Annotated in this window: 19 protein-coding genes; 8 read left to right on the forward strand and 11 right to left on the reverse strand. The window is 57.8% G+C overall.

All coding sequences use genetic code 11. From position 1 onward, the window contains the following. Positions 1–485 precede the first annotated feature (485 nt). The 3 genes from RIN49_RS16315 to RIN49_RS16325 are packed head-to-tail and all read right to left on the reverse strand — an operon-like array spanning position 486 to position 3,647. Complete coding sequence (locus tag RIN49_RS16315; RefSeq protein WP_309121232.1) at positions 486–1,001, reverse strand: hypothetical protein; 516 nt, start codon at positions 999–1,001, stop codon at positions 486–488. Then, positions 994–1,521 (reverse strand): hypothetical protein, encoded by a 528-nt coding sequence (locus tag RIN49_RS16320; protein ID WP_309121233.1) that lies wholly within the window; start codon positions 1,519–1,521, stop codon positions 994–996. The genes RIN49_RS16315 and RIN49_RS16320 overlap by 8 nt, the downstream gene beginning before the upstream one ends. Next, positions 1,518–3,647, reverse strand: coding sequence for an ABC transporter transmembrane domain-containing protein (locus RIN49_RS16325; RefSeq protein ID WP_309121260.1), 2,130 nt, complete (start codon positions 3,645–3,647; stop codon positions 1,518–1,520). The genes RIN49_RS16320 and RIN49_RS16325 overlap by 4 nt, the downstream gene beginning before the upstream one ends. A 184-nt stretch (positions 3,648–3,831) precedes the next feature. Between RIN49_RS16325 and RIN49_RS16330 the strand changes: the two genes are divergently transcribed. The 8 genes from RIN49_RS16330 (at position 3,832) to pgmB (ending at position 15,481) form a co-directional block, all read left to right on the forward strand. Beyond that, positions 3,832–5,610 carry a sensor histidine kinase gene (locus tag RIN49_RS16330; RefSeq protein ID WP_309121234.1) on the forward strand — a complete coding sequence of 593 codons (1,779 nt, stop codon included), beginning with the start codon at positions 3,832–3,834 and terminating at the stop codon, positions 5,608–5,610. Next, complete coding sequence (locus RIN49_RS16335) at positions 5,607–7,148, forward strand: response regulator (RefSeq protein WP_309121235.1); 1,542 nt, start codon at positions 5,607–5,609, stop codon at positions 7,146–7,148. The genes RIN49_RS16330 and RIN49_RS16335 overlap by 4 nt, the downstream gene beginning before the upstream one ends. Before the next feature lie 119 nt (positions 7,149–7,267). Continuing rightward, positions 7,268–8,536, forward strand: coding sequence for a sugar ABC transporter substrate-binding protein (locus tag RIN49_RS16340; protein ID WP_309121236.1), 1,269 nt, complete (start codon positions 7,268–7,270; stop codon positions 8,534–8,536). 121 nt (positions 8,537–8,657) lie between these two features. Then, positions 8,658–9,533, forward strand: coding sequence for a carbohydrate ABC transporter permease (locus RIN49_RS16345; protein ID WP_309121237.1), 876 nt, complete (start codon positions 8,658–8,660; stop codon positions 9,531–9,533). Continuing rightward, positions 9,533–10,369 (forward strand): carbohydrate ABC transporter permease, encoded by an 837-nt coding sequence (locus RIN49_RS16350; RefSeq protein ID WP_309121238.1) that lies wholly within the window; start codon positions 9,533–9,535, stop codon positions 10,367–10,369. Before RIN49_RS16345 ends, RIN49_RS16350 begins: the two co-directional genes overlap by 1 nt. An 18-nt stretch (positions 10,370–10,387) precedes the next feature. Beyond that, positions 10,388–12,493: an amylo-alpha-1,6-glucosidase gene (locus tag RIN49_RS16355; RefSeq protein WP_309121239.1), complete on the forward strand. Its 2,106-nt coding sequence runs from the start codon at positions 10,388–10,390 to the stop codon at positions 12,491–12,493. Between the two features lie 5 nt (positions 12,494–12,498). Beyond that, the gene (locus RIN49_RS16360) at positions 12,499–14,784 is read left to right on the forward strand and encodes a glycoside hydrolase family 65 protein (protein WP_309121240.1); all 2,286 of its coding nucleotides are present in this window, start codon (positions 12,499–12,501) and stop codon (positions 14,782–14,784) included. A gap of 16 nt (positions 14,785–14,800) precedes the next feature. Next, entirely contained in the window at positions 14,801–15,481 is a 681-nt protein-coding gene (gene pgmB, locus RIN49_RS16365) for a beta-phosphoglucomutase (RefSeq protein WP_309121241.1), read from the forward strand. A 49-nt stretch (positions 15,482–15,530) separates the two neighbouring features. Here the strand turns inward: pgmB and RIN49_RS16370 are convergent, their stop codons facing one another. The 8 genes from RIN49_RS16370 to RIN49_RS16405 form a co-directional block, all read right to left on the reverse strand. Next, positions 15,531–16,034 (reverse strand): DUF4825 domain-containing protein, encoded by a 504-nt coding sequence (locus RIN49_RS16370; RefSeq protein WP_309121242.1) that lies wholly within the window; start codon positions 16,032–16,034, stop codon positions 15,531–15,533. 134 nt (positions 16,035–16,168) lie between these two features. Continuing rightward, positions 16,169–17,389 (reverse strand): sugar ABC transporter permease, encoded by a 1,221-nt coding sequence (locus RIN49_RS16375; protein WP_309121243.1) that lies wholly within the window; start codon positions 17,387–17,389, stop codon positions 16,169–16,171. A 12-nt stretch (positions 17,390–17,401) separates the two neighbouring features. After that, the gene (locus RIN49_RS16380) at positions 17,402–18,922 is read right to left on the reverse strand and encodes an ATP-binding cassette domain-containing protein (RefSeq protein ID WP_309121244.1); all 1,521 of its coding nucleotides are present in this window, start codon (positions 18,920–18,922) and stop codon (positions 17,402–17,404) included. A 93-nt stretch (positions 18,923–19,015) separates the two neighbouring features. Then, on the reverse strand, positions 19,016–20,119 hold the full coding sequence (locus RIN49_RS16385; RefSeq protein WP_309121245.1) for a sugar ABC transporter substrate-binding protein: 1,104 nt from the start codon (positions 20,117–20,119) through the stop codon (positions 19,016–19,018). 244 nt (positions 20,120–20,363) lie between these two features. Further along, the gene (locus tag RIN49_RS16390; RefSeq protein WP_309121246.1) at positions 20,364–21,464 is read right to left on the reverse strand and encodes a sugar ABC transporter substrate-binding protein; all 1,101 of its coding nucleotides are present in this window, start codon (positions 21,462–21,464) and stop codon (positions 20,364–20,366) included. 14 nt (positions 21,465–21,478) lie between these two features. After that, positions 21,479–23,032 (reverse strand): response regulator, encoded by a 1,554-nt coding sequence (locus RIN49_RS16395; RefSeq protein ID WP_309121247.1) that lies wholly within the window; start codon positions 23,030–23,032, stop codon positions 21,479–21,481. Then, on the reverse strand, positions 23,007–24,482 hold the full coding sequence (locus tag RIN49_RS16400) for a sensor histidine kinase (RefSeq protein ID WP_309121248.1): 1,476 nt from the start codon (positions 24,480–24,482) through the stop codon (positions 23,007–23,009). Before RIN49_RS16400 ends, RIN49_RS16395 begins: the two co-directional genes overlap by 26 nt. After that, positions 24,479–25,453 (reverse strand): sugar ABC transporter substrate-binding protein, encoded by a 975-nt coding sequence (locus RIN49_RS16405; protein WP_309121249.1) that lies wholly within the window; start codon positions 25,451–25,453, stop codon positions 24,479–24,481. The genes RIN49_RS16400 and RIN49_RS16405 overlap by 4 nt, the downstream gene beginning before the upstream one ends. Positions 25,454–25,680 lie beyond the last annotated feature (227 nt).

Here is a 25,680-nt window from a genome sequence, read left to right on the forward strand (position 1 = left end):
CCGTCCAACCCGCGTCGGCCTTCACCGTCGTGCCGTTATGAAGATCGTGCCCCGTCGTCCGACGCACATGATGCCCCTCGCTTGTAGAAGTACAGTTATTTCCCCCACCGCATTCCCTGCACCGCACGATGCCTGCAAAAGTGCATGTAAATCGCGTTGCAAGTAACCAACGGCCTTCGATTACCTGCACTTTCGCAGGTATTCGCCATTTCATCTCCGTTTTCCGCCGAAAAACCTGCAGTTTTACATCTCTTTATTATGTAAACGAAAAAAATGCCCCATGACCGCGAGGTCAGGAGCATTCTTAATTAATTCCTAGATGAGAACATTAAGCGCGCTTATCGTTGTTCGAGGAAATGTTTTTCGGATCGGACTTGCTCCCGAGACGAATACCAGCTTCTCTCTTGACCGTTGCAGGCGTGATGACCACAATAAATCCCTCCTTTTTCCTATTGCTTCCATACTATTCGAACGTCTACCGACTGTCAATCGAATCGGGTCGTATATTTCAACACATCCTCTAACGCCGCGACATACACGTTCATGCTCAACCGGGGATGCTCGACCCGCCCGGTCCGTCGGGCGAACTTCGAATACAAGCGGTTATTCCGGGGATGGTCCGTCGCCGCCGCTAACGACATCCATTCGACATCCGGGTGCCGCTCTTGGATCGCTCGAACCAGCATTCCGAGGCCTTTCAGGAAAAACGACGTGCCGTGTTGCGAAACCGAGGCCAGACAATATTCGACGTAGGCCGTCTGACGATCCTCGTAGTCTTGGTGGGGAGAGCCGATCGTGTATCCGACGATCCCGACGATGTCCCCCCGATCGTCCTCGACCCGAAGCAACGTTCCGTACGTTAGCACGCGGAGCATCGCGGCGTAAGCGTCCTCCGTCCGAAGCCCTGGGTCCGCCGTGCGTCTCGTCTCCAGAAGGAACGTCATGCATCGACTGAAATCGGAATCTTCTTGGCAAATATACCCGTGTAACGCTTTACTCATGCCGTCGTCCTCCCCGTCGCATCGTAAACCGAGCGAGAGCGGCCGGATCCGTCTCGAACAGGTCGATGCGACCGTACTCCTTCTCGCTCGTCTTGACGAGGCGGCAGCACTTCCCGAACAGCTTGCGCAAATCCGGCCGATCGGCCGGGGACCAGAACCGAATCGTCTCCGTCTCCGGCGCCCATTCGGAAAGGTAGTCGGAGAACGCTTGAAGCACCCGATAATAGGTCGTGGCGTCGCGAGCTTCCTTCCGCAATACCAACGCCTCCGCTTGGCAGACGCGCGCGGCGGACGGCATGCCGTCCCCCTCGTCCGGGAAGGTAAATCCGAGAACCCCCTTCGTGCGGCCGTCGGCATCGCGAACGAGCAGCGCATCGCCTTCGATGATCGGATTTCCGATAAAGCTGAAGGCTACCCGGAATCCATAAGGCAACGTCAGCTCGCCGTAATGCTCCATTAGCAGGAGGAAATATTCGTCCCAGCGTTCGTCGTCGTCGCCGCATTGTACGATCTCGATCATTTCATCCGCTCCTCCAACGTGCGTTCCAGCACCTCGCGCATGGACGGATACGCGGCCGTCAGCTGGAGCAGCTGCTCCCGGCGCAGCGACAGCAGCACGGTCGGCTTCGTCGATACGATGTCGGCCGTACGCGGGATGTCCTTCAGCAAGGCGATCTCGCCGAAGTAATCCCCGTCCTCCAACACCGCTACGCGAACGCCGGCCTTCTCGACGGAGACGCGGCCGCGCACGATGATGTAAAACTTGTCGCCTCGATCGTTCTCGCGGACGACCGTATGACCGGCATCGTATTTCTCGGTGACGAACAAATCGGACATCGAGTCCAACTGCTCGAACGGGATGCCCCGGAAGAACGGCAGCCTCGACAGCCTCTCCCCCTCGACCTTCGCCTGGAAGCCGTCGCCCGACAACACGAAGCCGTGCTGCTTCTCCCACATCTTCGCGTACAGGCCGCCGCGCTCGAGCAGCTCGCGATGGGTTCCGGTCTCGGCGACGCTGCCGTTCCGAAACACGACGATGAGGTCTGCGTTCGTCACGGAAGCGAGGCGATGCGTAACCGTTACGATCGTCCGCTCCCCCCGGAAGCTCTCGATCAGCTCATTGATCTCGGCCTCCGTCGACGGATCCAGCGCCGACGTTATTTCGTCGAGAACAAGCAGGCGCGGCGAGCCGATCAGCGCGCGGGCGATCGCGATGCGCTGCCGCTGGCCGCCGGAGAAGTTGCCGCCGAAATCCTTCACCTGCGTCGCATACCCCTCTGGCATCCGCTCGATCAGTTCGCGAATGCGAGCGGCTTCGGCCGCGGCGCGCACGTCCGCCTCGGCGACCCCGGGACGAGATAAGCTAATATTCCGAAGGATCGTATCATTAAATAAGAAGGAATCCTGAAAGACGACGCCGGTATGCCGCCGATAATCGGTCTCGCTCAGCTCCCTCAGGTCGATGCCGTCGACCTCGATCGATCCTTGCTTCGGATCGTAGAACCTTAGGAGCAGCTGCAGCGCCGTGCTCTTCCCCGAACCGCTCTGCCCGACGAACGCGGTCATGCCGCCGGCCGGAATCGTGAGCGTGACGTCGTCCAGCGCGAGCGTGCGCTCGTCGTAGCCGAACGAGACGCCTTGGAAGCGGAAGCCGTCTCGAACCCCCTCGAACGTTCTCGGCCGGCTCGGCAGCTTCAGCGGGGAACGGTACCGCAACACTTCGTCGATACGCCGGAAGCTGACGCCGGCCTCGATCAAGCTCGGGATGATCTGCGCTAACGACGAGACGGATTGCCCCGCGGCCATGAAGATCGTGAAGAACGCGATGAACGCGCCGACCGACAAGCTGTCTTGGAAAATGAGGGTTCCGCCGTAGCCGATCATGACCCCGTTCAGCGCGAGGAACGCCGTCTGCGGAAGACGGTCGAGCAGGGCATACACGAATGTAACTCGGATGCCGGCAGTCAACAAGGAAGCTAATCGGCGTTCCGCTCTGCCAAGCACGTAAGGCGCTGCATGCATCCCCTTCACGACGCGCCGGCCTTTCAGCACCTCGTCGATCATGCCGATGTACGCGTCGTTCTCCCCGCGGTAATGCTCCGAGCTGCGTTCGGCTTTCCTCTGCAGCACGTAAGGACTCGCGAACAAAACGACGAAGCCGGCGATCATGACGAGCGCCAGCTTCCACTCCAGTTGAAACAGCAGATGGAGACCGATCAGCAGCGCCAATAGCTCCCGGAACGTCCGCGGAATGACGCCGGATATCGTGCGGTCGACGGCCGAGACGTCGGCCGTCAACCGGTTCGTCAACGATCCCTGGTCGAATCGTTGATGGAAGTCCTCCGATTGCCCGGCGATGTGTCGGAAGAGCTGCGCGCGCAAATCATAGACGGCTCGTTCGTTCACCCTCGCCAGCCGACGATCGCTAAGCAAGCCCGCGCCGAGGTAGACGGCCCCGCCGATAACGAGCAGCGTCATGATGAACGAGAACAGGCCGACGTCTTTCGACGGGAAGGCGTCGTCGATTAAATATTGGAAGCTGAGCGGGGAGACGGCGACGTATACGGTCTCGACGACGATGCAAGCCGCGACCAACAGCAGCGAGCCCCAATACGGACGGCAGAGCCGAAGCGCGAAGCGAAACACGAACAAGCGGGTCACATCCTAGTCGAACGTTCATAGTTCTTCCATCTTACCATGGCGGCAGGAGTCTGTTAACCTCGGATGCGTGCGCCCGTATCGGCGAATAATACGTACGCGCTTCCCGGGCGTTTGCAATGCAAGGAAAGACCGCTTTACAATAACAGCAATAATCCACGGCAGGGAGCGAATGAGCTTGTTGTTGGTCAAGCGAAGCATCTTTACGAAAATCTTACTCAGTTTATTGGTCGCCACGATCATCCCGTTCATCTTATCGAACTATATTTCCTATCAGATTACGGGGAAGGCCATCAACGAACAGCTCGTCGAATTGAACCAAAATTCGATGGCGATTACGGCGGCCAGCCTCCATGAATATTTTCACGATCTGTCGCTGCTCGGTCTCGCCTATTACAGCGATCCTGCGCTGAACCGGATCTTGTCGTCCGAAGAGGTGCAAACTCCGGCGGAGTCCGTATACATCACCCAACAGCTGGAACGCATCTTCGCTAGATATATGGAGATCGGGTCCGTGTCCTATAAGAGCGCGTTAACGAACAAGCAGTTCAATATCGGTACCGACTATAGCACCCGAGTTCAAATTCCGGACTTCCGCGACTGGCGACTGTCCCGCCCTCATGAAGAGCTGAAGGGCGACTTTCAGGTGACCCGCGTCAACCAGGAGCGGAGGCTGCGCGTCAATCGGTATTTTCTCGACATCACCACGCGCAATACGATCGGACTCACGACGTTCGACGTACAGGCTACGCAAGTTCGCGAGCTGGTAAGCGCGTTGACGACGTCGCAAGTGAGCTCCATCTACGTGTTTATCCAGGACGACCTGCAGCTCTTGTACGCGCCTCCGGGCTCGAACGAGTCCGAATTGGACTGGGTCGACGACTTGCGCGAGCGATCCGCCGGTCGGGAAGGCGTTACGAAGGGCTCTCTTCTCAACCCCGAAGGCACGTATATTTACTACCGTGACGTATCGTACGATCTGCCCGTCACGCTCGTGAAGTTCGTGCCCCAATCCGTCATCGACGAAGCAAGGTCCACGGCGCTCGGACGGTCGCTCGCGATCCAAATCGGGGCCGTCGTCCTCGTCGGCGCGATGGCCGCTTTCATCTCGTATTTCATCTTGCATCGGGTGGAACGGCTCCTGCAAAATATCAAGCGACTGCAGATGGGGGACTTCAAGCTCAAAGCCCCGAAGCGCAACCTCGCGCCGGACGAGTTGGATCTCTTAGAGGAACGCTTCCATGAGATGGCACTCGAGCTGGACCGGCTGTGGAACAAGCAATACCGTCATCAACTGGAACTGTCGCACGCGAGACTGAAAATGCTGCAGGCGCAAATCAATCCCCACTTCTTCTATAACACCCTGCAGTCCATCGGGACGCTGGCGATCAAGAACAATGCCAGAGAAGTCAGCGACCGATTGGCGGAATTCGGAGCGCTCTTCCGCTACAGCATGGATATCGATACGGAAGTCGTTTACTTGAAAGAAGAGCTGGATCATGTCGCGCATTATGCCTCGCTGCAGATGGGCCGCTTCAAAAATAAATTGACGTACGCCGTCTCTTGTCCCGAAGAAGCCTACGACATCCGGATGCCGAAGATGATCCTGCAGCCCCTAGTGGAAAACAGCATCGTGCACGGGTTGGAAAAAGGGACGGGCTACGGCGAAATTCAAGCGGACATCGAGCTGAACGACGCCGAGCTGCGCATACGCGTCATCGACAACGGCAAAGGCTTTACGCCGGAAGAGATCCAAGCGATCCGGCAGCGATACCTAAACCAAAACCCGAACCCGGCGGAGGAGCAGCGCGTCGGGATCGGCTTGACGAACGTATTGACGAGGCTGCAACTGTATTACGGCGATTCCTTCGACTGGGACATTCGAAGCGAGCCTTACGTCCGGACGATCGTGACGTTATTCATTCCAAGAAACGGAGAGTCTTACCGATGAAAGTGCTGATCGTGGATGATGAGGAGCATGTAAGAGAAGGCGTGGAACTCGCGATCGACTGGGAAGCTTACGGCATTCGGAGCATTCTCATGGCCGAAGACGGGGTGAGCGCAATGGAGATCGTCCGTCGCGAGGACCCCGACCTTATTGTTTGCGATATGAGTATGCCGAGAATGGACGGACCTCGGTTTTTAGAGCTCCTGCGCGAAGAAGGTTGGAACGCCAAGGTGATCGTGCTCAGCGGGTATCAGGAGTTCCGCTATGCCAGAGCGACGCTGCTGGCCAGCGGCGTCGACTATTTGTTGAAGCCGTTCAAAATCGACGACTTGGATCGGGTCGTCGCGAAAGCCGTGGAATCGATCATAGAAAGCAGGCATCTTCAGACGGAAGATATCCACAAGAACTATCGGTTGAAGGAAGCCGATTCCCTCTTCAACGAACAGAAGATGGCGGCTTTCCTTCAAGCCGAACCGATCCACGAAGAAGGCGTGCTCCAGCTCCTTCATGACGTCGGGCTGACGGATCGGCCCTTTTACACGCTCGTATATTTGCCGATCAACGGCAATCACGTTATCGAACGTTACTACCTCGGCGATGAGTCGCTCTTCCAGTTTTCCGTAAAGAACGTGCTGAGGGATATCGTGTTGCACGTGGGTCCGTATTACGGTTTCTCCTACGACTCGTTCTTCGTCGTGCTGCTCCAAGCCGAGCTCGACGAGACCGAATTGGAATTTTACCGCAACCGCATCGTCGAAGCTTGGGAGCACGCGTTACGGCTGCGCACGATCTCCGGCGCTTCCCGCCGCCCGGGGACGGCGGGACAGCTCCAAACCTCATTAAAAACGGCAAAATCGGAAATCTTAAACGCGAATATATTCAGACCTGGGGAGAAGGCCGGAGAACCGAAGCCGTTCCTCAGCTTCATGGATCACGAGGTGCTGCTGCTCGAGGCGATCCGCAATCGCGACAAGGATCGGATACGACAGCTCGTTCGTCAATTCGCGGACGCCTTGCGCTCGAAGGATGTCGTTCCCGTCAAGGAGCTGCAGCATTACTCGGTGGAGGCGAACCTGCTGTTCCTGCGCATCCATCACCAATTGCGGGAGCAAGCGCCGCTCGAGGCGATGCCGTTATGGTTGTCGGATCTGGAGGAGTGGGAGCGCACCTTGATCTCGATGTTCCAGAGCATTATCGACAACGCGAACGAGGATGCGTCCACGATCCACACGATCTCGGCCGTCAAACATTACATCGCCGATCACCTGAACGAGGAGATTACGCTATCCTCGCTGGCGGAGCGGTTTCACTTCAGCCCGCAATACTTATCGAAGCGGTTCAAGGAAATGTACAACGTCACGGTCATAAACTTCTTGACGCATTCAAGGATGGAAAAAGCCGCGGCGCTACTTCAACACACGGAGCTTCCTGTACAAGACATCGCCAAAACCGTCGGGTACGAGGACGACAATTATTTCGGCAAGGTGTTCCGCAAGCATTACGGCGCCTCGCCGACCCAATACAGGAAGGAGCGTAAATAAAGATTCAAATTTTACTTATTTACGCGAGGATATCCCCTGTGGCTGGCGTCGGCGACAACATATAATGAACCTGTCAATGGCGCATGTCACGCCAATACACATCCATTGGGGGTAAGACCATGAAACGATCCAAGAAGTTTATGGGAGCGGTTTCCATCAGCGTTCTCGCTCTTGCGGTAGCCGCATGCGGCGGCAACGGAGGCGGCAACGAAGCGAGCGAGCCGAACGGCGGGGCCGCGGGAACCGAGCAGCTCGCGAAAATATCGTTGTTCCAAAGCAAGGTCGAAATCGCGGAGCCGCTCGAGGCGCTCGCGGAAAAATACAAGGAAGAAACGGGTAACGAAGTCGAGGTATGGGGCTCCGCCGGCGACGCGTACATTACGCAGCTGCAGACGAAGCTGGCCGCGAACGAAGGCCCGACGATCTTCTCCGTCGCGCCGGGCGCGGAAGCCGAGAAGTTCGCTTCGTATTACTACGATATGAGCAACGAGGAGTACGTGAAGAATATCGCCCCGGACATGGCGCTCGAGATCGGCGGCAAGGTCGTCGGCGTTCCGACGGGCGTCGAAGGCTTCGGCGTCGTCTACAACCAAGACATGGTCGACCCGGCTGCGATCGCCGATGTCGCGTCTTTCGCAAGCGCGCTGGAGAAGTTCAAAGCCGAAGGCGTCAACGGCTTCAGCCTGTCGCAAGAGGCGTACTTCCTCATCGGCCACATTATCAACACGCCGTTCGCGCTTCAACCGGACCCGGCCGCGTTCCTCGAGCAGCTGAATAAGGGCGAAGTGAAGATGGCGGATACGAAGGAGTTCCAAGAGTTCGCGCAAATCATGGACGCGATTCGTTCGCACGCGACGAACCCGATGGAAATTACGTACGACAGCCAGATGGGCGACCTCGCAACCGGGAAAACGGCCATGGTCCACCAAGGCAACTGGAGCTACGGCATGCTCGCGGATTACGACGACGTGAACGTCGGCATGATGGCGCTGCCGATCGGCGGCAACAAGAAGATCGCCGTCGACATCCCGGCGGGTTGGGTCATTAACAATACGGCTTCCGCCGAACAGATCGAAGCGGCGAACGCGTTCCTAAACTGGATGATCACGAGCGAGACGGGCAAGAACACGATCGTGAACGAATTCGGCTTCATCCCGGCGATCACGACGATCGAAGCGGAAAACCTCAGTCTCGATCCGCTCTCCCAAGTCGTGTACGACGCGGCGCAATCGGGCGAGACGATTCCGTGGACGCTCAGCCTGTTCCCGCAAGGCATCATCGTGAACGACCTGGCGCCTGCGACGTCCGCGTTTTTCCTGGACAGCAGCATGACGCCTGAACAATATCTCCAGAATTTGGACCAAGTGTGGGCGAAAGCGGCAAAGTAAACGGAATTCGACATCGAGATCGATAAGGAATACGGAAAGCCTAACTCTGTCATGATGTTAGGCTTTCTTCTATATCGGGATCGGGGCTCGTTCAGACTACATCGATAGAAGGTGACTTGCGATGAATCAAAAGATGGATCGGGTATGGTACGCCGTCTTCACGGTGCCATTGCTCTTAATTTTCATAACCGTCGTCATTATTCCGTTCATCATCGGAATCGCCTATTCCTTCATTGCTTGGGACGGCATTCCGGCCAATCCGAAAGTGTTCGTCGGTTTGGATAACTACGCGACCCTCTTCCAGGACGAACGATTCTTAACGTCCGCTTGGAACACGCTGAAGTTCACGGTGCTGGCGTTGATCTCCGTGAACGTCTTCGGGCTGCTGTTTTCGCTGATCGTGACAGCAGGCTTTAAGACTAGCAATCTGGCCCGGACGTTGATCTTCATGCCGAACTTGATCGGGGGTCTGATCTTAGGTTACATCTGGAAGTTCATCTTTACGGACGGCTTCAAGCAGATCGGGGCCAGCACCGGCATGGATTCCGTCTTCTTTAACTGGCTCATTAACCCCGAATTCGCATTGTACGCCCTCGTGGTCGTTTTCACGTGGCAGATGGCCGGGTACACGATGATTATTTACATCGCCGGCATCAACGGGATATCGGAAGAGGTTATGGAAGCGGCGAAGGTCGACGGAGCGAATTTGTGGTACCGCCTCACTCGCATCGTGTTCCCGCTCTTAATGCCTTCTTTCACGATTTGCTTGTTCCTGACCCTCTCCGGGGCGTTCAAAATATACGACGTCAACCTGTCGCTGACGAACGGCGGTCCGATGCATACGACGGAGCTGTTCGCGATGAATATTTTCAATGAAATTTTCGGTTACGGCAATTACGGCCTAGGCCAAGCGAAAGCGATCGTCTTCTTTATCGTGGTCGCCGCCGTCACCTTGACGCAAGTCGTCATCACGAAGCGGAAAGAGGTGCAGATGTAATGAAACATACGGCCAAGACGGTTGTTTCCGTATTGATCGCGGTCCTTGCACTCGCTTTCCTGTCGCCGATTTACATTATGCTCGTCAACTCGTTCAAAACGCGGTCGGAGCTGTACGAGAACGCGCTCGCGCTGCCGTCCTCCTTCAGCTTCGAATACTACGCCAGCGCCGTCGCCAAGATGAATTTCCTCACCGTATTCGGTAACTCGCTGTACGTGACCTTGGCTACCGTCGTGTTCGTCGTCGTGCTGTCTTCGATGACGGCTTGGATGTTAGTTCGGCAGGACCATGCGCTCAGCAAGGTCATCTTCCTATTGTTCGTCGCCACGATGTTGATTCCGTTCCAGACGTTAATGATGCCCTTGATGCAAGTCATGGACTGGATCCGGACGTACTTGCACATTCCGATGCTCAACACGCACGAGGGCCTGATTTTCATGAATATCGGTTTCCACGCCGGGATCGCCGTATTTTTGTACCACGGCTTTATGAAGTCCATCCCGATCGCCTTGGAAGAAGCCGCCATCCTAGACGGCTGCACGAAATTCGGCGTGTTCTGGAGAATCGTGTTCCCGCTGCTCAAGACGATCACCGTCACCGTCGCGATTTTGGACGTCATCTCTTCTTGGAACGACTACTTGCTGCCGTCCCTCGTGCTGTCCGATAAGGGCTTGCGCACGATTCAGCTGTCCACCTTCTATTTCTTCGGCGAATTTACGATCGTATGGAACCAAGCGATGGCCGGCCTGACGCTGACGATCGTCCCGATCGTACTGTTCTACGCGTTCGCTCAGAAATACATTATTAAGGGCATTGCGGCCGGCGCGGTGAAATAAAGATTGGGGAAGATCATCATGAACGGACAACAAGCGATTAAAGAAGGACCGTTGTTTTACGTTAGCGACGAACGGGGCGACCTCGCTCCGGACACGGATCGAGGCCACGGCTTGTATTGGAAGGATACTCGCTTCTTAAGCCGGCTGGAGCTGTCGGTCGATCGCGAACTTCCGGCCCTGCTCGGGACGAATTCGAACAAAAGTTATGTATTGTCCCGAACGTTAATGAAGGAGACGAAGGATCGCGGCGCGATCGAGATACGCAGAGAATCGTTCCTCTATGAAGGCGTCTTCTATGAACGGCTGACGATAACGAATTATTATCTCGAAAACAATCAAGTCGAGCTATCGTTCCTTCTGGACGCCGACTTTCAAGATATGTTCCTCGTTCGCAAGTATCGGACCGGGGAAGTCGGGCACGCGCTGGAGCCCGTGGTCGAGCACCGATCCGTCACGCTTCGCTACCTTGGGAAGGACGATCTGAATCGCCGGACGACGCTCGCTTGGGACGACGAATCCGCCTCCGTTACCGAGGGCGGCAAGCGACTAAGCTTCTCCTTCGAGTTGGGGCCGCGGCAGACGAAATCCATTCATCTGCATGCGATCCCGACGATCGGCGATCAGGCGCCGCCGTCGTTGTATTCGTTCGACGAAGCGCTGCAGAAGCTGGACGCGTCCTACGCGCAATGGAATGCGAGCAATAGCGCCGTCGCCTCGTCGAACGAGCGATTCGACCGTCTCTTCCGTCGCAGCCTGCAGGATATGCGGATGCTGCAGGACGATATCGGCTACGGCGCGATCCCGGTGGCCGGTTTGCCGTGGTTCGCCACCCCGTTCGGCCGCGACAGCTTGATTACCTCCCTGTTCATGCTGCCGCTCCACCCGTCCCATGCCGTCGGTACGCTGCGAACGCTTGCGGCCTATCAGGGCGCGAAGCATGACCCTTGGCGCGACGAGGAACCGGGGAAAATCATGCATGAAATTCGGTTCGGGGAGCTGGCGAATACGAACCAGTCGCCCTTCTCCCCCTACTATGGCGGAGTGGATTCGACGCCGCTCTTCCTGATGCTTCTCGTCGAGTACGTCCGTTGGTCCGGCGACACGTCGATCGTAATGGAGTTGCAAGCTTCGATCGACGCCGCGCTTCGGTGGATCGACGCGCATTCGGCGGGCAGCGAGTCGCGTTTCCTGACGTATCGGCAGGAGGCGAGCGAGGGCTTTCCCAATCAAGGCTGGAAAGATTCCGCCAACTCGATCGTCCACGAGAACGGGCGTTATGCCGTATCGCCGATCGCCCTGGCGGAAGTGCAAGGCTACGTCTACGCGGCGAAGCGCGGACTCTCCGGCATCTATGAAGCGATGGGCGACGCGGAACGCGCCGAACGGCTGAAGACGGAAGCGTTGGGGCTGCAAGAGCAGTTCGAACGTTCCTTCCGGATGGAAGAAGAAGACTTCTATTGCATCGCGTTGGACGAGAACGAGGCGCAAGTCCGCTCGCTGACGTCCAACCCCGGACATCTGCTGCTGACGGGCATCTTGGACGCCCCTCGCGCGCAGACCGTCGCCCGACGGCTGCTGGAAGAGGATTTGTTTTCCGGCTACGGCATCCGTACCATGAGTACGTCGTCTACCGGCTATTATCCGATGAGCTATCATAACGGCAGCGTATGGCCGCACGATAACGGCATGATCGTGCTGGGCATGGCCCGGCAAGGCTGTTCCGCGGAAGCGATGCGCGTCGTATCGGGCTTGCTGCAGGCGGCGCGCCAGTTCCCCGGCGATCGCCTTCCGGAGCTGTTCTGCGGCTACGACGCGGCGGAGTCGGACGGCGTCGTGCCGTATCCGACCACCTGCTCGCCGCAGGCTTGGTCGGGTGCGACCGCGTTCGTCATGGTGCAAGCGATGCTTGGGCTCGATCCCGACGCCTTAGCCGGTACGCTGCGTCTGCGGCCCGTTCTGCCTCCGGAGCTGGACGAGCTGACCGTCCACAACGTGACGGTCGGCAGAGGAACGTTGAGCGTTCGCCTCGTTCGCGATGCAGGCGATCCCGCTGCGATTCATGCGGACATTCTGTCCAATACCACCGGTCTGACGACCGAAATTTTTCGCCATCTTGAGGAGTGACGAGCATGTCTTGGTCGATTCGAAACGCAGAGCTTACCCAGGCGGAGCTCTTAAATAACGAAAGCATCTTCGCGTTAGGGAACGGATATATCGGCGTTCGCGGCAACTTCGAGGAAGGGTACGCGCCCGGGATGAACAGCATCCGCGGGACGTACTTGAACGCGTTCCACGACGTGATTCCGATCCCTTACGGGGAGAAACTGCACGGCTTCCCCGGTACGCAGCAGAAGCTGGTCAACGGCATCGACGCGCAAACCGTCTCGATCCTGGTCGGCGACAAGCGGGAACCGTTCAGTTTATTTACGGGAACGGTGCGCTCCTTCGAGCGCGCGCTGAACATGGACGCCGGACATGCCGTCCGTTCGGTGCATTGGGTGTCCCCGGAAGGGCAAGAACTGAAGGTCACGTTCACGCGTCTCGTCTCGTTCGCGGTGCGCGAATTGTTCGCGATTCATGTCGAGATCGAGCCGATTTCCGTACAGGGTCCGATTACGATTGTTTCTACTATTAACGGCGATGTGGAAAATTATACGGCGGCGAACGACCCGCGCGTCGCGTCGGGCCACGCTAAGCTGCTGCGCACCGTATCGAGCGGCACGGCGCGAGACGTCGACTACGTCGTTAACGAGACGTCCGCGTCGGAGTTGCGGATGAGCTGCGCGACCGCGTATTCGCACTCCGACGCGATCGCGGTCGAGCGCGCGGCGAACGAGCGGTCGGTTCGGTACACGGCCCGGTTCGACGGCGGAAGGCCGCTCTTCTTTACGAAGCGGAACGTCTATACGGACACGCTGCGCCACGGCGCCGATCCGCTGACGGCCGGCCTTCGGATCGCCTCCGAAGCGGCGGACGTCCCGTTCTCCGAGCAGCTTGCGCGGCAGCGCGCCTACGTCGCGGACTTCTGGAAACGGTCCGACATCATCATCGGCGACGACGCCCGTCTTCAGGAAGGCATCCGCTTCAACCTGTACCAACTGCTCCAATCGGCGGGCCAAGACGCGCACAGCAACATTGCCGCCAAGGGGTTAACCGGCGAAGGCTACGAGGGCCATTACTTCTGGGATACGGAAATCTACATGTTCCCGGTGTTCTTGATGACGCAGCCGGCCATCGCGAAACAGCTGTTGATTTACCGCCATGGAATTCTGGATTTCGCAAGAGCGCGAGCGAGAGAGATGGGACATAAGAAAGGCGCGTTGTACCCGTGGAGAACGATTTCCGGTACGGAATGCTCATCCTTCTTCCCTTCCGGCACGGCGCAATATCATATCAGCGCGGACATCGCGTACAGCTATTCCCAATATTATATGGCGACGGAAGACAACGACTTCTTATGGCAGTACGGCGCGGAAGTTTTGATCGAGACGGCGCGGCTGTGGATCGAGATCGGCCACTACTACGACGGCGCGTTCCATATCGACGAAGTGACCGGCCCGGACGAATACACGTGCTGCGTCGACAACAATTATTACACGAACGCCATGGCGAAAAACAATTTGCGATGGGCCGCTCGAAGCTGCCGTACGTTGTCGCGGTTGGACGCCGAACGATTCGACGCGTTGGCCGAGAAGCTCGGCGTATCCGAGGAGGAAATCCGAGGGTGGGATCGCGCCGCGGAAGCGATGCTGCTCCCGTACGACGAAGCGCTCGATATCAACCCGCAGGACGACACGTTCCTTCGCAAGCAGGTGTGGGATTTCGACAATACGCCGGAAGAACATTACCCGCTTCTGCTGCACTACCATCCGTTAACGATCTATCGTTATCAGGTGTGCAAGCAGGCGGACACCGTTCTCGCCCACTTCTTGCTCGAGGACGAGCAGCGCTTGGACACGATCCGAAGCTCGTACGACTATTACGAGAAAATCACGACGCATGATTCGTCGTTGTCCACTTGCATCTTCAGCATTATGGCTTCGAAGGTCGGATACGCGGAGAAAGCCTACGATTATTTCAAGGAAACCGCCCGTCTGGACTTGGACAATACGCATGGAAATACGAAGGACGGCTTGCATCTCGCCAATATGGGCGGAACGTGGATGGCGATCGTGTTCGGCTTCGCCGGGGCGCGAATCAAGGACACGCATTTGGCGCTCGCGCCGGCCATTCCTGCCGCGTGGGATCGCTACGAGTTTAAGATTCAGTACAAAGGCCGTACGATCGACGTCCGCATCACGAAAGCCGAAGCGCAATTGACGCTCACGGAAGGCGACGCGCTGCAGGTGCGTCTGTACGATCGAGACATTTCGTTGGCGCCTCGGACCCCTTACACCCAAGCGATTCAATCCTAAAGGAGCGGCATCGACCATGAACCTATCGCTGAAAGCCGTCGTCTTCGACTTGGACGGCGTCATTACGGATACGGCAGAGCATCATTACCTCGCGTGGAAGGCGATCGGCGACGAGCTCGGGCTGCCATTCACCAGAGCATTCAACGAGAACCTGAAGGGCGTCTCCCGCATGGAGTCCCTTCGGTTGTTGTTGAGTTTATCGAAGCAACCGTTGCACTTCACGGAACAGCAATTGGAGGCGCTGGCGACGCGCAAGAACGAGCTGTACAAGCGGCTCATCATGGAGATTACGCCGCAGGACGCGCTGCCCGGCATTCCGGAGCTGCTCGATGAGCTGAAGCGGCTCGGCGTGAAGACCGCGATCGCCTCCGCCAGCAAGAACGCCTTCACCGTCATCGACAACCTGCGGATGAACGACCGGTTCGATTGTATCGTGGATGCGGCGAGCATTCGGAACTCCAAGCCGGATCCGGAGGTGTTCCTGAAGGCGGCGGAGCTGTTAGGCGTGGAACCGGAAGCTTGCGTCGGCGTAGAGGATGCGGTCGCCGGCGTTCAGGCGATTCGCGCCGCGAACATGGCGTCGATCGCGATCGGGGCTCGCGAGGCGTTCCCCAAGGCCGACCTGGTGTTGCCTTCTACCGGGGCATTGACCGTGGAGCGGGTGCAGGAAGCGTTCGAACGGAACAGAAAAGCGTAAGAAAGCTTTGCGAACTCGGCGCGATTCCTCGCGCCTTTTTCGTTTTTTACTATTGCGGCACTGAATGGAAAAATCGCGTCACTTGGTCTTCATCCTCTAAACATTTTTGGATATATTGAATCAGTTCATTTTCGCTTTCGAAATCCCTGAGGTCTTGCTCATACCATCTCTGTAAATCCTCTCTGGCGACGGTATACGTTTGTTCCGCGTAACGAAAGGTAACCCAATCAGCATTCTGTACCAATGCCAGCATGATACTGGCATTATATAGAGCGTTTTCTTCGTAATTTTTCATCGTTTCTTGGTTTGTTTCCGAATTTTTGTAATTCAAAATGATCCCATACGGTTTTTCGGTAGTTTTTAGTTCGAAACCGTCCAGATGTTCCCCGCCTGGACCCGGCAATCGCCTCGCAATGTTCCCGACGGCCCCGTTATCCCCTACATATGAGTTTTTAAACCGAAATAGGTCGTCTTCTTCTTTAGGATTTGAATTGCATCCGATGCCTGCTTGGAATAGAGCCAGTAAAAGGATGATAAAGATCCCCTTGTTCACTTTTCCTCATCCCTCCCGGTACTTCCTTATTATTGCCCGCAATGTTCATATTACGCTTTGTAACTGCAATAGGTTGCAGCAACGACAAATGCGCACCTCTAGGGTGCGCATTCCGCATGCTGTCTCATTGCCGTTTATCCCCGCTTCTTACGCGTCATGACGTCGAAGATGACCGCCGCCGCCAATACGCCGCCGCGAATCATGTACTGGTACGAAATTCCGACGCCCAGCAGATTCATGCCGCTGGAAAGCGACGCCATAACGATCGCGCCGATGATGGCGCCCGTCACCTTGCCGACGCCGCCGGCGGAAGAAACGCCGCCGACGTAAGCGGCTGCGACGGCGTCCAGCTCGAACAGCGTGCCCGCCGTCGTCGTCGCCGATTGCAGGCGGGACGTAAACAAGATGCCGCACAGCGCGGAGAGCATGCCCATCGAACCGAAGACGATATAGGTGATCTTCTTGACGTTAATGCCGCTCAGATGCGCGGCTTCCGGGTTGCTGCCCACCGCGTAAATATGGCGGCCCGTGACCGTCTTCGTCGTGAAGAAGTGATAGACGACGACCACCAGCAGCATAATGATCACCGTCCAGGAAAATCCGTTGTAGCCCGCGAGAATCCAAGTGACATACGCGATAATGGCGGATACGCACGCGACCTTCAGCACGAAGATCGGCTTCGAGACGACTTCGAATTGGTACTTCAGCTTATTGCGGCGGTTCGATATTTCGCTCCACACATACAACGCGATGCCGGCCAGTCCCACAAGGAGCGAGAGCAGGTGCAGCCCGTTCACGACCATCAGCGACGGAATGAAGCCGTTGCCGATCGCGTTGAACGCTTCGTCTTTAATGATGATCGTGCCCGATTTCTCGGTAATTTGGAGCAGGGCGCCCCGATACACAAGCCAGCCGGCCAGCGTCGCCACGAACGCAGGGATGCCGATCTTCGCCACGAGCACCCCGTTGATCAGGCCGAGGACGACGCCGAGGACGAGAATGACGGGAATCGTGACCGCCACCGGCACGCCCATCTGCGTTAGCAAAATCGCCGCGATCGCGCCCATGAACCCGGCCGCGAAACCGACGGACAAGTCGATGTGGCGGATGACGATGACGAGCGTCATGCCGACGGCCAGCACGGCGATATATCCCGTCGAATCGAGCAGATTGCTGATATTTCGGGAGGACATGAACAGTCCGTCGGTAAGAACCGTGAATGTAAGCATAATAACGAATAAAGCGATGTACATGCCGTAGTCGCGAATATTCGTTCGAATCAACGTCCGGGCTTCTTGGAAGAAGCCTGCCGGCGTCCCGGTCGTGACGGCCTCCGGCGCGCGATTCAATTCCATGGGGGATCCCTCCTATTGCGTCGCAAGCTGCATAATTTTTTCTTGATCGGCGTCGGCGATCGCCAGTTCCCCTTTGATCTCGCCTTCGGCCATTACATATACGCGATCGCTCATTCCGAGCACTTCGGGCAACTCCGACGATATCATGATGATGCTCATGCCTTCCCGAATCAGCTTGTTCATGATCGAATAGATTTCGAATTTGGCCCCGACGTCGATGCCTCGCGTCGGTTCGTCCAAGATCAGCAGCTTCGGCCCGACGAACAGCCACTTGCCGAGCGATACCTTCTGCTGATTGCCGCCGCTTAATTTTCCGACCAACTGCTCTACGGACGGCGCCTTGATATACATCGAGTTCTTGTATTCCGTCGCGACCTTCACTTCTTCGTTCTCGTTCACGATGCCGTTCGATGCGATGCCGTACAGGTTTGCCGAGGAGATGTTGCTCTTAATGTCTTGGGCCAGGAACAGCCCGTTCCCCTTGCGATCTTCGGTCACGTATGCGATGCCCGCGCGAATCGCGTCGCTCGTATGCGGGAAGGCTACCGGCTTGCCGTCGAGCAGCAGCTCGCCTTGCAGCTTGTATTCTTTGGGATTTCCGAAAATGCTAAGCGCCAGCTCCGTCCGGCCCGAGCCCATCAAGCCCGCGATTCCGACGATCTCGCCCTTGCGCACGTGCAGATCGACGTTCTTCGCGACCTTCCGGCCCAGCCGCGGGTCGTATGCGCTCCAGTTCCGCAGCTCGAGGATTTTGTCTCCGAACGTCGGATTCGTTCGCTTCGGATAGATGTCCTCGATTTCCCGACCGACCATGTTTTTAATAATGGCGTTCTCGGTGATCTCCCCTTTGGCGCCGTCCAACGTGCAGATCGTCCGCCCGTCGCGAAGCACCGTCGCCGAATCCGCGATCGAGATCACTTCCTTCAGCTTGTGGGAAATCATAATGCACGCGATGCCTTGCTGCTTCAGCTCCCGCAGCAGCTGCAACAAATTTTCGCTGTCGTCCTCGTTCAGCGCCGCCGTCGGCTCGTCCAGGATGAGCAGCTTTACGTCCTTGCTGAGCGCCTTCGCGATTTCGACGAGCTGCTGCTTGCCGACGCCGAGATCTTTCACGAGCGTCTCCGGATTGACGTTCAGCTTCACCTTCCGAAGCATCTCCTTCGCTTGAACGACCGTCCGGTTCCAGTCGACGAGCTTGCCCCGCTTCACTTCGTTGCCGGCGAAGATGTTTTCGTACACCGTCAGATCGGGGAACAACGCCAACTCCTGATAGATGATCGCGATGCCCGCCTTCACGCTGTCCGTAATTTGATGGAACTGCTGCACGGCCCCTTCGAACACGATATCCCCTTCATACGTGCCGTAGGGATAGACGCCGCTGAGCACCTTCATCAGCGTCGATTTGCCCGCGCCGTTTTCCCCGACCAAGCAATGAATTTCGCCTTTCTTCACCTTGAAATTCACGTCGGCCAGCGCTTTCACTCCCGGAAACTCCTTAGAAATCTGTCGCATCTCCAATATCGATTCGCTCATGGTTCGCCGACCCCCCTCTCCCCTGCCGCTTTCGCAAGAGCGGAATAGCGATAGAAGCCAGGCTCTACCGCTATTCCGTGCAGCGCTATTGTATTATAAGCCGGTGAACTCGCTTGCTTCGTAATATCCGGAATCGATCAACTCGCTCTTCACGTTCGCTTTGTCGACGACGATGACGTCGGTTTGCTTCGCTTTCACCTCGACGGCGCCGTTATCGTACGAGCCTGTCGTCTCCGGCGTATGGCCGTCGAGGATCGTCACCGCCATGCCCATCGCGTCCTTCACGAGCGTCCGAACGTCCTTGAACACCGTCATCGATTGCTTCTCGTCGATGATGTATTGGATGGACGCCTTCTCCGCGTCTTGACCCGTCACCACGAAGCTGGACACTGCGCCGTCGGAACCGAATACGTCGGCGATCGAGCGGGCCGTGCCGTCGTTCGGCGCAAGAATCGCGACGTCGCCCTTCAGGTCCGCGCTTGCCGCCGTCAAGTGCGTCTGCGCCTTGTTCTTCGCTTCGCTCGGATCCCAGTTCGTCGTCACTTGACCGATGATCTTGCTCATCTCGTCCCGGGACAACTCGGCTTTCTCCTTCAGCGCTTCCGCTTCGCTCGAGTTGGCGATCTTGAACGTGCCGTCGGCGATCTTCGGCTGGAGCACGCTCCATGCGCCTTCGAAGAACAAGAACGCGTTATTGTCGGACGCCGCGCCCGCATACAAGTACAGCGGTACGCCGGAGCCTTGCGCATTGTCGATCAAGTACTGCCCTTGCGCCGCGCCGACCGCGACGCTGTCGAACGTAACGTAGTAGTCGACCGCGTCCGTGTCCGTAATCAAGCGGTCGTACGCGATGACCGTGACGCCTTCTTTCTTCGCCGCTTCGACGGCCGCCGCCGCGGCTGCGCCGTCCTGCGGACAGATGATCAAGACGTCGATGCCTTTATTGAGCAGCGTCTCGACGTTTTCCTTCTCCTTCGCGGACGAACCTTGACTGAACAAAATTTCGGTCGTGTACTCCGTGCCGGACAGCGCTTCCTTGAAGCGTTGTTCGTCCTGCACCCAACGCGGTTCGTCTTTCGTCGGCAGCACGATGCCTACGCTCACATTGCCGCTGCCGCTCTGCCCGCACGCCGCGACGAGCGCGGAAACCATCATAACGAGTAACAATAAGGACAACGGTTTCATCCATCTTTTCATACGGCTTACCCCTCTCGGTCTAGTTCTTTTGTGTGGCTACACCGTAACTATATCACCGGGCGGGGGGCGTGAAAGCGCTGTCGTATAGCACTCTTTTAATATCGTCTTCACTTTTTTAACTTGCGGCCCAAAGTCGGGGCGGCACCAGCCGGAAGTTTCTCCGACTGCACCGAGCCGGACCGGTTCGGCCCATAAAAAAACAGCGCCGGATTCGAAAACCCGACGCTGCCCGATTCGTAAGTCGTTATTCTTTTACGTTCCTATAGACGTCTTCCCTCGAATGGAAGCCGTCCGCGATAATCGTGGCGTCGATCGTCGCCCGGTCGACGGCGATCGGCGCCAACAGCAGCGACGGGACGTCAACCTTCCCGTTCGGGATCGACCGGTTCGACGTCACGGCGGCGCCCGACGCCAGCTTAACCGCCAATTCGGCGGCCGCCTGCGCCAGCGACTGGATCGGCTTGTAGACCGTCATCGTCTGGGTACCTTCGACGATATGCTGCGCCGCGGTCAAGTCCGCGTCCTGACCGGCGACCGGCACCTTGCCCGCCAGCCCGCGCGCCGCCAGCGCCTCGATGACGGCGTCCGCAGTCGCGTCGTTCGCTGCGATGACCGCGTCGATGGCGTTGCCGTTCGCTTCCAAGGCGGCCTCCATGTTCTCGAACGCGTTCGCCGGTTCCCAATTTTCCGTCCATTGGTCATATACGATTCTAATATCACCGCTGTCGATCCGCGGCTGCAGCACGTTGAATACGCCCTGCTTCAAGAGATGCGCGTTGTTATCCGTCTCCGCGCCCCCGATGTACGCGTAATTCCCCCGCGGCACCAGCTTCGTGATCGCTTCCGCCTGCAGCTCGCCGACCCGCACGTTGTCGAACGATACGTACATATCGACATTCGCGTTGCGCACCAACCGGTCGTACGCCAACACCTTCACGTCGGCGGCGTGGGCTTTCTGCACGATCGTCGCCATCGCCTCGGCGTTATGCGGCACGATGACGAGCAGATCGACGCCGCGGCTGATCAGCGTCTCCGCCTGCGCGATCTGCAGCGCGTCGTCCCCGTCCGCCGCCAGAATGTCCACTTCCGCGCCAAGCGCCTCCGCCGCCGCTTTGAACAAATCCCGATCCTTCCGCCAACGCTCCTCCAGCAGCGTATCCATCGAGAAGCCGATGTTCACCTTGCCGTCGCCCGGCGGGCGTTCGCCGTCCGTCGGCTGCTCCGCGGGCGGGGCGAGCTCCGAAGCGTCTCCGTTCTCTTCGCAGGAGGCGAAGAGGCAGGCCGACGCAAGCAGGAGCAGCGACAGAAGCCACGCCGTCCCGCCGCGAACGCGAGAACGATTCACCGTTCCGCCCCCTTTCATTCTTTCGCCCCCTGCAGCAGCGTCTTCCGATATTCCGTGGGCGACAGCTCGCACAGCTTCTTAAACACCTTGCTGAAATAATTCGGATCGTGATACCCGACCTCGAACGTGATTTCCTTCAAACTCTTCTCGGGGTCGGCCATCAGCTTCTTCGCCTTCTCGATGCGGCATTCCGTTAGGTAGTCGATGTAGTTGACGCCGAGCTGCTCCTTGAACATCTTGCTGATATAGAACGGACTGAGCCCGACCCGCCTGCCGATCGCCTCGAGCGAAATATCCTCGTGGGAATGCTCTTCGATATACTGCTTGATCCGATGGATCGTATCCGGCGCCAAGCGGTTGTAATGCTCCGCATACGCCTTCTTCATTCGCTTCAGCAGATGTCCGGTTTCGGCGCGCAGCTGCCGGAAATCTTGCGCTTGGAACGTATACGTCGGCGCTTCCGCCTCGACGCCGAGATCGTTCAGCGTGCGGGACGCGATCCACAGCAGCTCCAGCATGCGCTGCTGCGTCAGCACCAAATTCGCGCCTTCCCGCTCGTACCGTCCGATGACCTCCATCAGGTTCTCCTGAACGGTATCCCATTGCCCGAGCCGAATGGAGTCGAGCAGCTGCCTCTCCCGCTGCCTCGCGGCTTGCCCGATGGAGAGACTGGCCGTTCCCTGCGCCGGGAGATCCTCGTAAAAACGGTATTTGACGGCCATCGACGGGTCCATCGAAGCGAGCAGCGACTCCTGGTACGACTGCCGGATTTGACCGAGCGAAGCGTACGGATTGCCGATCCCGACGAACCAACCCGATCCGGCGCCGACGCTCGGCGCGGCCGTTAATAGACTCCGCGCCAAGGACATCGCCTGCGAGCGGAACGACCGATCGTTCTCGCGAAAGACGATGATCGGAATGCGCCGGCCGTTCATGGCGCCGACCCAGCCGCTGCCGGCCTGCCGCACCTTCTCCTTCACGGCCGAATACGACGATTCGGAGCCTGGGGGCAGCAGCACGCTCATGACGAACATCTCGTTCGCGGCCCGGATGTCCAGAAGACCGAGCAGCTCCTCCAGATGCACTTCGTGCACATGATCGAACAGCAGCTGCGTCACGACGTCGGTTTCGACGAGCGGCATCGCCTTCTTCAGCGCCGCCTGCTGCTTCTCGTTCCGCTCGAGCGACTTCCGCTCCTCCTCGATCTGCTTCCTCGCCTTATCGACCGTCTCCACGATTTCGCGCGCCTTGCTCGGCTTCAGCAAGTAATCCTTCACGCCGAGCTTGATCGCTTGACGCGCGTAATCGAACGTATCGAACGCCGTCACCATAATAAACCGAATGTCGGGATCGTCGGCCGCGATCCGCTCCACCGCCTCGAGGCCGTTCATCCCCGGCATCTTGATATCCATTAAGATCAAGTCCGGCCGGAACGCAGCCGCCCGCTCCACCGCGATCTTCCCGTTCGACGCTTCCTCGATTTCGAGATCGGGGCAGCCGTTCTTCAAGATCGCGCGCAGCCCTTCCCGTTCGATCCGCTCGTCATCCACGATCAGGACCTTGAACATACGCTTCGCTTCTCCTTGTTTTCGGTAGTTTCAAGACGATTTTCGTTCCCGCTCCGACGTCGCTCTCGATGTCCAGCACGTCCTCGACCGCATAAAACAAGCGCAGCCGCTTGACGACGTTGGCGAACCCGATGCCGGTCGAATGGCTTTCCGCATCGCGTTCCGGCTCAAGTCCTTCCAGCATTCTGTCCACAGCGGATGGGGCGATGCCGGGTCCGTCGTCCTCGATCTCGACCGTGACCCGCTCCGGACCGTCGACGACCCGGAATCGAATGAAGCCCCCGTCCTCTCGGGGCTCGACCGCGTGAATGACGGCGTTCTCCACGATCGGCTGCAGCGTTAGCCCCGGCAGCTGCACGTGCAGACACGACTCGTCGATGTCCGTATGGAACCGCAGCCGCTCCGAAAACCTCGCCTTCTGAATCTCGATGTACTGCTGCAGCACGCGCACCTCGTCGTATAACGTCACCGAGCGATCCAATCGCTTTAGATTGTAGCGCAGCAGGCTGGCGACGTTGACGAGCAGATCGCTCGTCTCCTCCGAGCCTTCCAAGTAGGCTTTCTTGGAGATCGTATCCAGCGTGTTGAACAAGAAGTGCGGGTTGATTTGACTTTGCAGACTGCGCAATTGGCTTTCTTGCAACAGCAGCTTGCTTTGCTGGAGCTCCTTTTCCAATTGAGCCTTCTCTTGGATTTCCTGAAACAGATTGTTGATGTTGATCCGCATGCGGTCGAACATCTTGGCGAGGAACGACATCTCATCGTTCGACGCCACCTCGATCTTCAGGTCGAATCGTCCGCGAGACAGCTCCTTGGCCGCTTGGATGAGCGTGAATACCGGCTTCGTGATGCTGGACGAGAACCAATACGCGAACAGCGCCAGCGAAAACGTGATCAGCAGAAGCAGCCACAAACCGAGCCGCTTCAACGCTTCCGATTGCTCGATAATTCCGCGATAGAACCGGTCGTACGTCTTCAACTCCTTGTCGATCAAGGCGAGCGTCATCTCCGAAATATATTTCGAGATGCGCGTCGCCTCCGAGAACGTCCGTCCCGACGCTTCGGCGTCCTTCAGATCGAGGAACAACAGCGTCCGGTCCGTCGTTTCGACGAGACTGTCGATCAGGTGAAGATAACTGCTCATTTCGAAATCGTTGTCCGCGTTGCGGAGACGGCTCGCCTCGGACTTCGCCCGGAGCATGGCGTCTCGGCCCGCCTGCAGCTGCGCCAAGCGATCCGACGTCGGGGACAACAAATAATTGTTCAACGAAGCGACCAGCTGCTGGCTCGCGACCGTCGCTTCGTTCATGCGAAGGTACCGCTGCAGGATGTCGTTGTATCGGTCCTGCGTCTTCTGATTGTAATAGGTCAGCGCGCCCCAGATGACCGCCATGATCGTAAGGACGACCGAGGCGAGAATCCATATTTTTCTTTGGATGGTCGTCGTCATGGGGCGTCCGTCGCTTTCCGCATGCGAATGTCGGTGAAATAGCCGTTCGTATCGAGCGGCACCGTCTCGCCGTCCAGCCATCGCACCATCAGCTCGACGCTGCGTCTCCCCATCGCTTCGGGCGACTGCTCGATCACGCCGTCCAGCTTCCCTTCCTTCAGGAGCGAGGCCGATTCCGGACCGTCGTCGAACGTAAAGATATGATAAGGCTCGATCCGCGAGCGCTTCCCGATCTCTTGTATCATGCCCTCGGCGATATTGGCGTTCAACGCGACGAAGGCATCCGCCTCGGGGTGCCGGTTCATGACGTCTCGCGTGGCGGCGATGACCTGCTCCCTCGGATCGGCCGTCTCCGCATACACCGTGACGATCTCCGGGTATTCGCGAAGCGCATTCAGAACGCCGTCCAGCCGCTGCTTCTGGTAATGCTGCTGCCGGCTGCCGCCGAGCAGGACGACCGTCCCCTTCGGTCCCATGTCGGCCGCCAATTCGCGGCCGATCATCCGTCCTGCCGCGAAATGATCGGATCCGACGTACGTCCTTCTTAGGCTGTCCTGCATCGGCACGTCGTTCGCCACCGTAATGACCGGGATTCCGTACAGACCGGCTTGGATTTTCGTCAGCGCCTTGAACTCCGCCGCGTCCAACCCTTGCACGATTATGCCGTCGACCTTCGAGGCGATCGCGAGTTCGATCTTCTTCAGGAACTCGTCTTCGCTGCCGTAGCTTCCCCATACTTGCAGGCCGACGTCGTCCTGCGCCGCTCGCTCCAGCGCCCCTGCGCCGACGCGATCCCAGAACGGAGTCTCCAGCTCTTGCGTGATCAGAAGCAGACGATAACGAGCTTGCTGTTCGTCCAAGGCGCGCGGCAGCGGCCAGCCGGCGCGGAACGCCTGTCCCGCCGAGACGAGCGTGAAATAGCATAGGACGAAAGCGATCAATCCCAACAGGATGACTGCGGTTTTGCGCAAAGCGGCGCCCTCCTTCGACTGGATGACTTAGCTTCATCATATCATCTTCGAACGAATTCTCAATTTCCTGCCTCCCGGAGCAAACAAAAGCCCTACTCCATCGCTTACGAAACGATCGGAGATGTCTGCGTCGACGCTTGGTCGCCGAACGTCGCTTCGATCGTCGTTTGCTCGCCGCAATAGATTTGTATATAACCGCCGTATAGGAGAGTAATCTGAGTCCCTCT

Source organism: Paenibacillus sp. (assembly GCF_031177825.1).
In the GTDB taxonomy this organism is placed as follows: Bacteria; Bacillota; Bacilli; order Paenibacillales; family YIM-B00363; genus Paenibacillus_AE.

Coding starts and splice junctions, on each gene's coding strand:
- RIN49_RS16315 (WP_309121232.1), bottom strand. CDS start 1,001: ATGAGTAAAGCGTTACACGGGTATATTTGCCAAGAAGATTCCGATTTC.
- RIN49_RS16320 (WP_309121233.1), bottom strand. CDS start 1,521: ATGATCGAGATCGTACAATGCGGCGACGACGACGAACGCTGGGACGAA.
- RIN49_RS16330 (WP_309121234.1), top strand. CDS start 3,832: ATGAGCTTGTTGTTGGTCAAGCGAAGCATCTTTACGAAAATCTTACTC.
- RIN49_RS16335 (WP_309121235.1), top strand. CDS start 5,607: ATGAAAGTGCTGATCGTGGATGATGAGGAGCATGTAAGAGAAGGCGTG.
- RIN49_RS16340 (WP_309121236.1), top strand. CDS start 7,268: ATGAAACGATCCAAGAAGTTTATGGGAGCGGTTTCCATCAGCGTTCTC.
- RIN49_RS16345 (WP_309121237.1), top strand. CDS start 8,658: ATGAATCAAAAGATGGATCGGGTATGGTACGCCGTCTTCACGGTGCCA.
- RIN49_RS16350 (WP_309121238.1), top strand. CDS start 9,533: ATGAAACATACGGCCAAGACGGTTGTTTCCGTATTGATCGCGGTCCTT.
- RIN49_RS16355 (WP_309121239.1), top strand. CDS start 10,388: ATGAACGGACAACAAGCGATTAAAGAAGGACCGTTGTTTTACGTTAGC.
- RIN49_RS16360 (WP_309121240.1), top strand. CDS start 12,499: ATGTCTTGGTCGATTCGAAACGCAGAGCTTACCCAGGCGGAGCTCTTA.
- pgmB (WP_309121241.1), top strand. CDS start 14,801: ATGAACCTATCGCTGAAAGCCGTCGTCTTCGACTTGGACGGCGTCATT.
- RIN49_RS16375 (WP_309121243.1), bottom strand. CDS start 17,389: ATGGAATTGAATCGCGCGCCGGAGGCCGTCACGACCGGGACGCCGGCA.
- RIN49_RS16380 (WP_309121244.1), bottom strand. CDS start 18,922: ATGAGCGAATCGATATTGGAGATGCGACAGATTTCTAAGGAGTTTCCG.
- RIN49_RS16385 (WP_309121245.1), bottom strand. CDS start 20,119: ATGAAAAGATGGATGAAACCGTTGTCCTTATTGTTACTCGTTATGATG.
- RIN49_RS16395 (WP_309121247.1), bottom strand. CDS start 23,032: ATGTTCAAGGTCCTGATCGTGGATGACGAGCGGATCGAACGGGAAGGG.
- RIN49_RS16400 (WP_309121248.1), bottom strand. CDS start 24,482: ATGACGACGACCATCCAAAGAAAAATATGGATTCTCGCCTCGGTCGTC.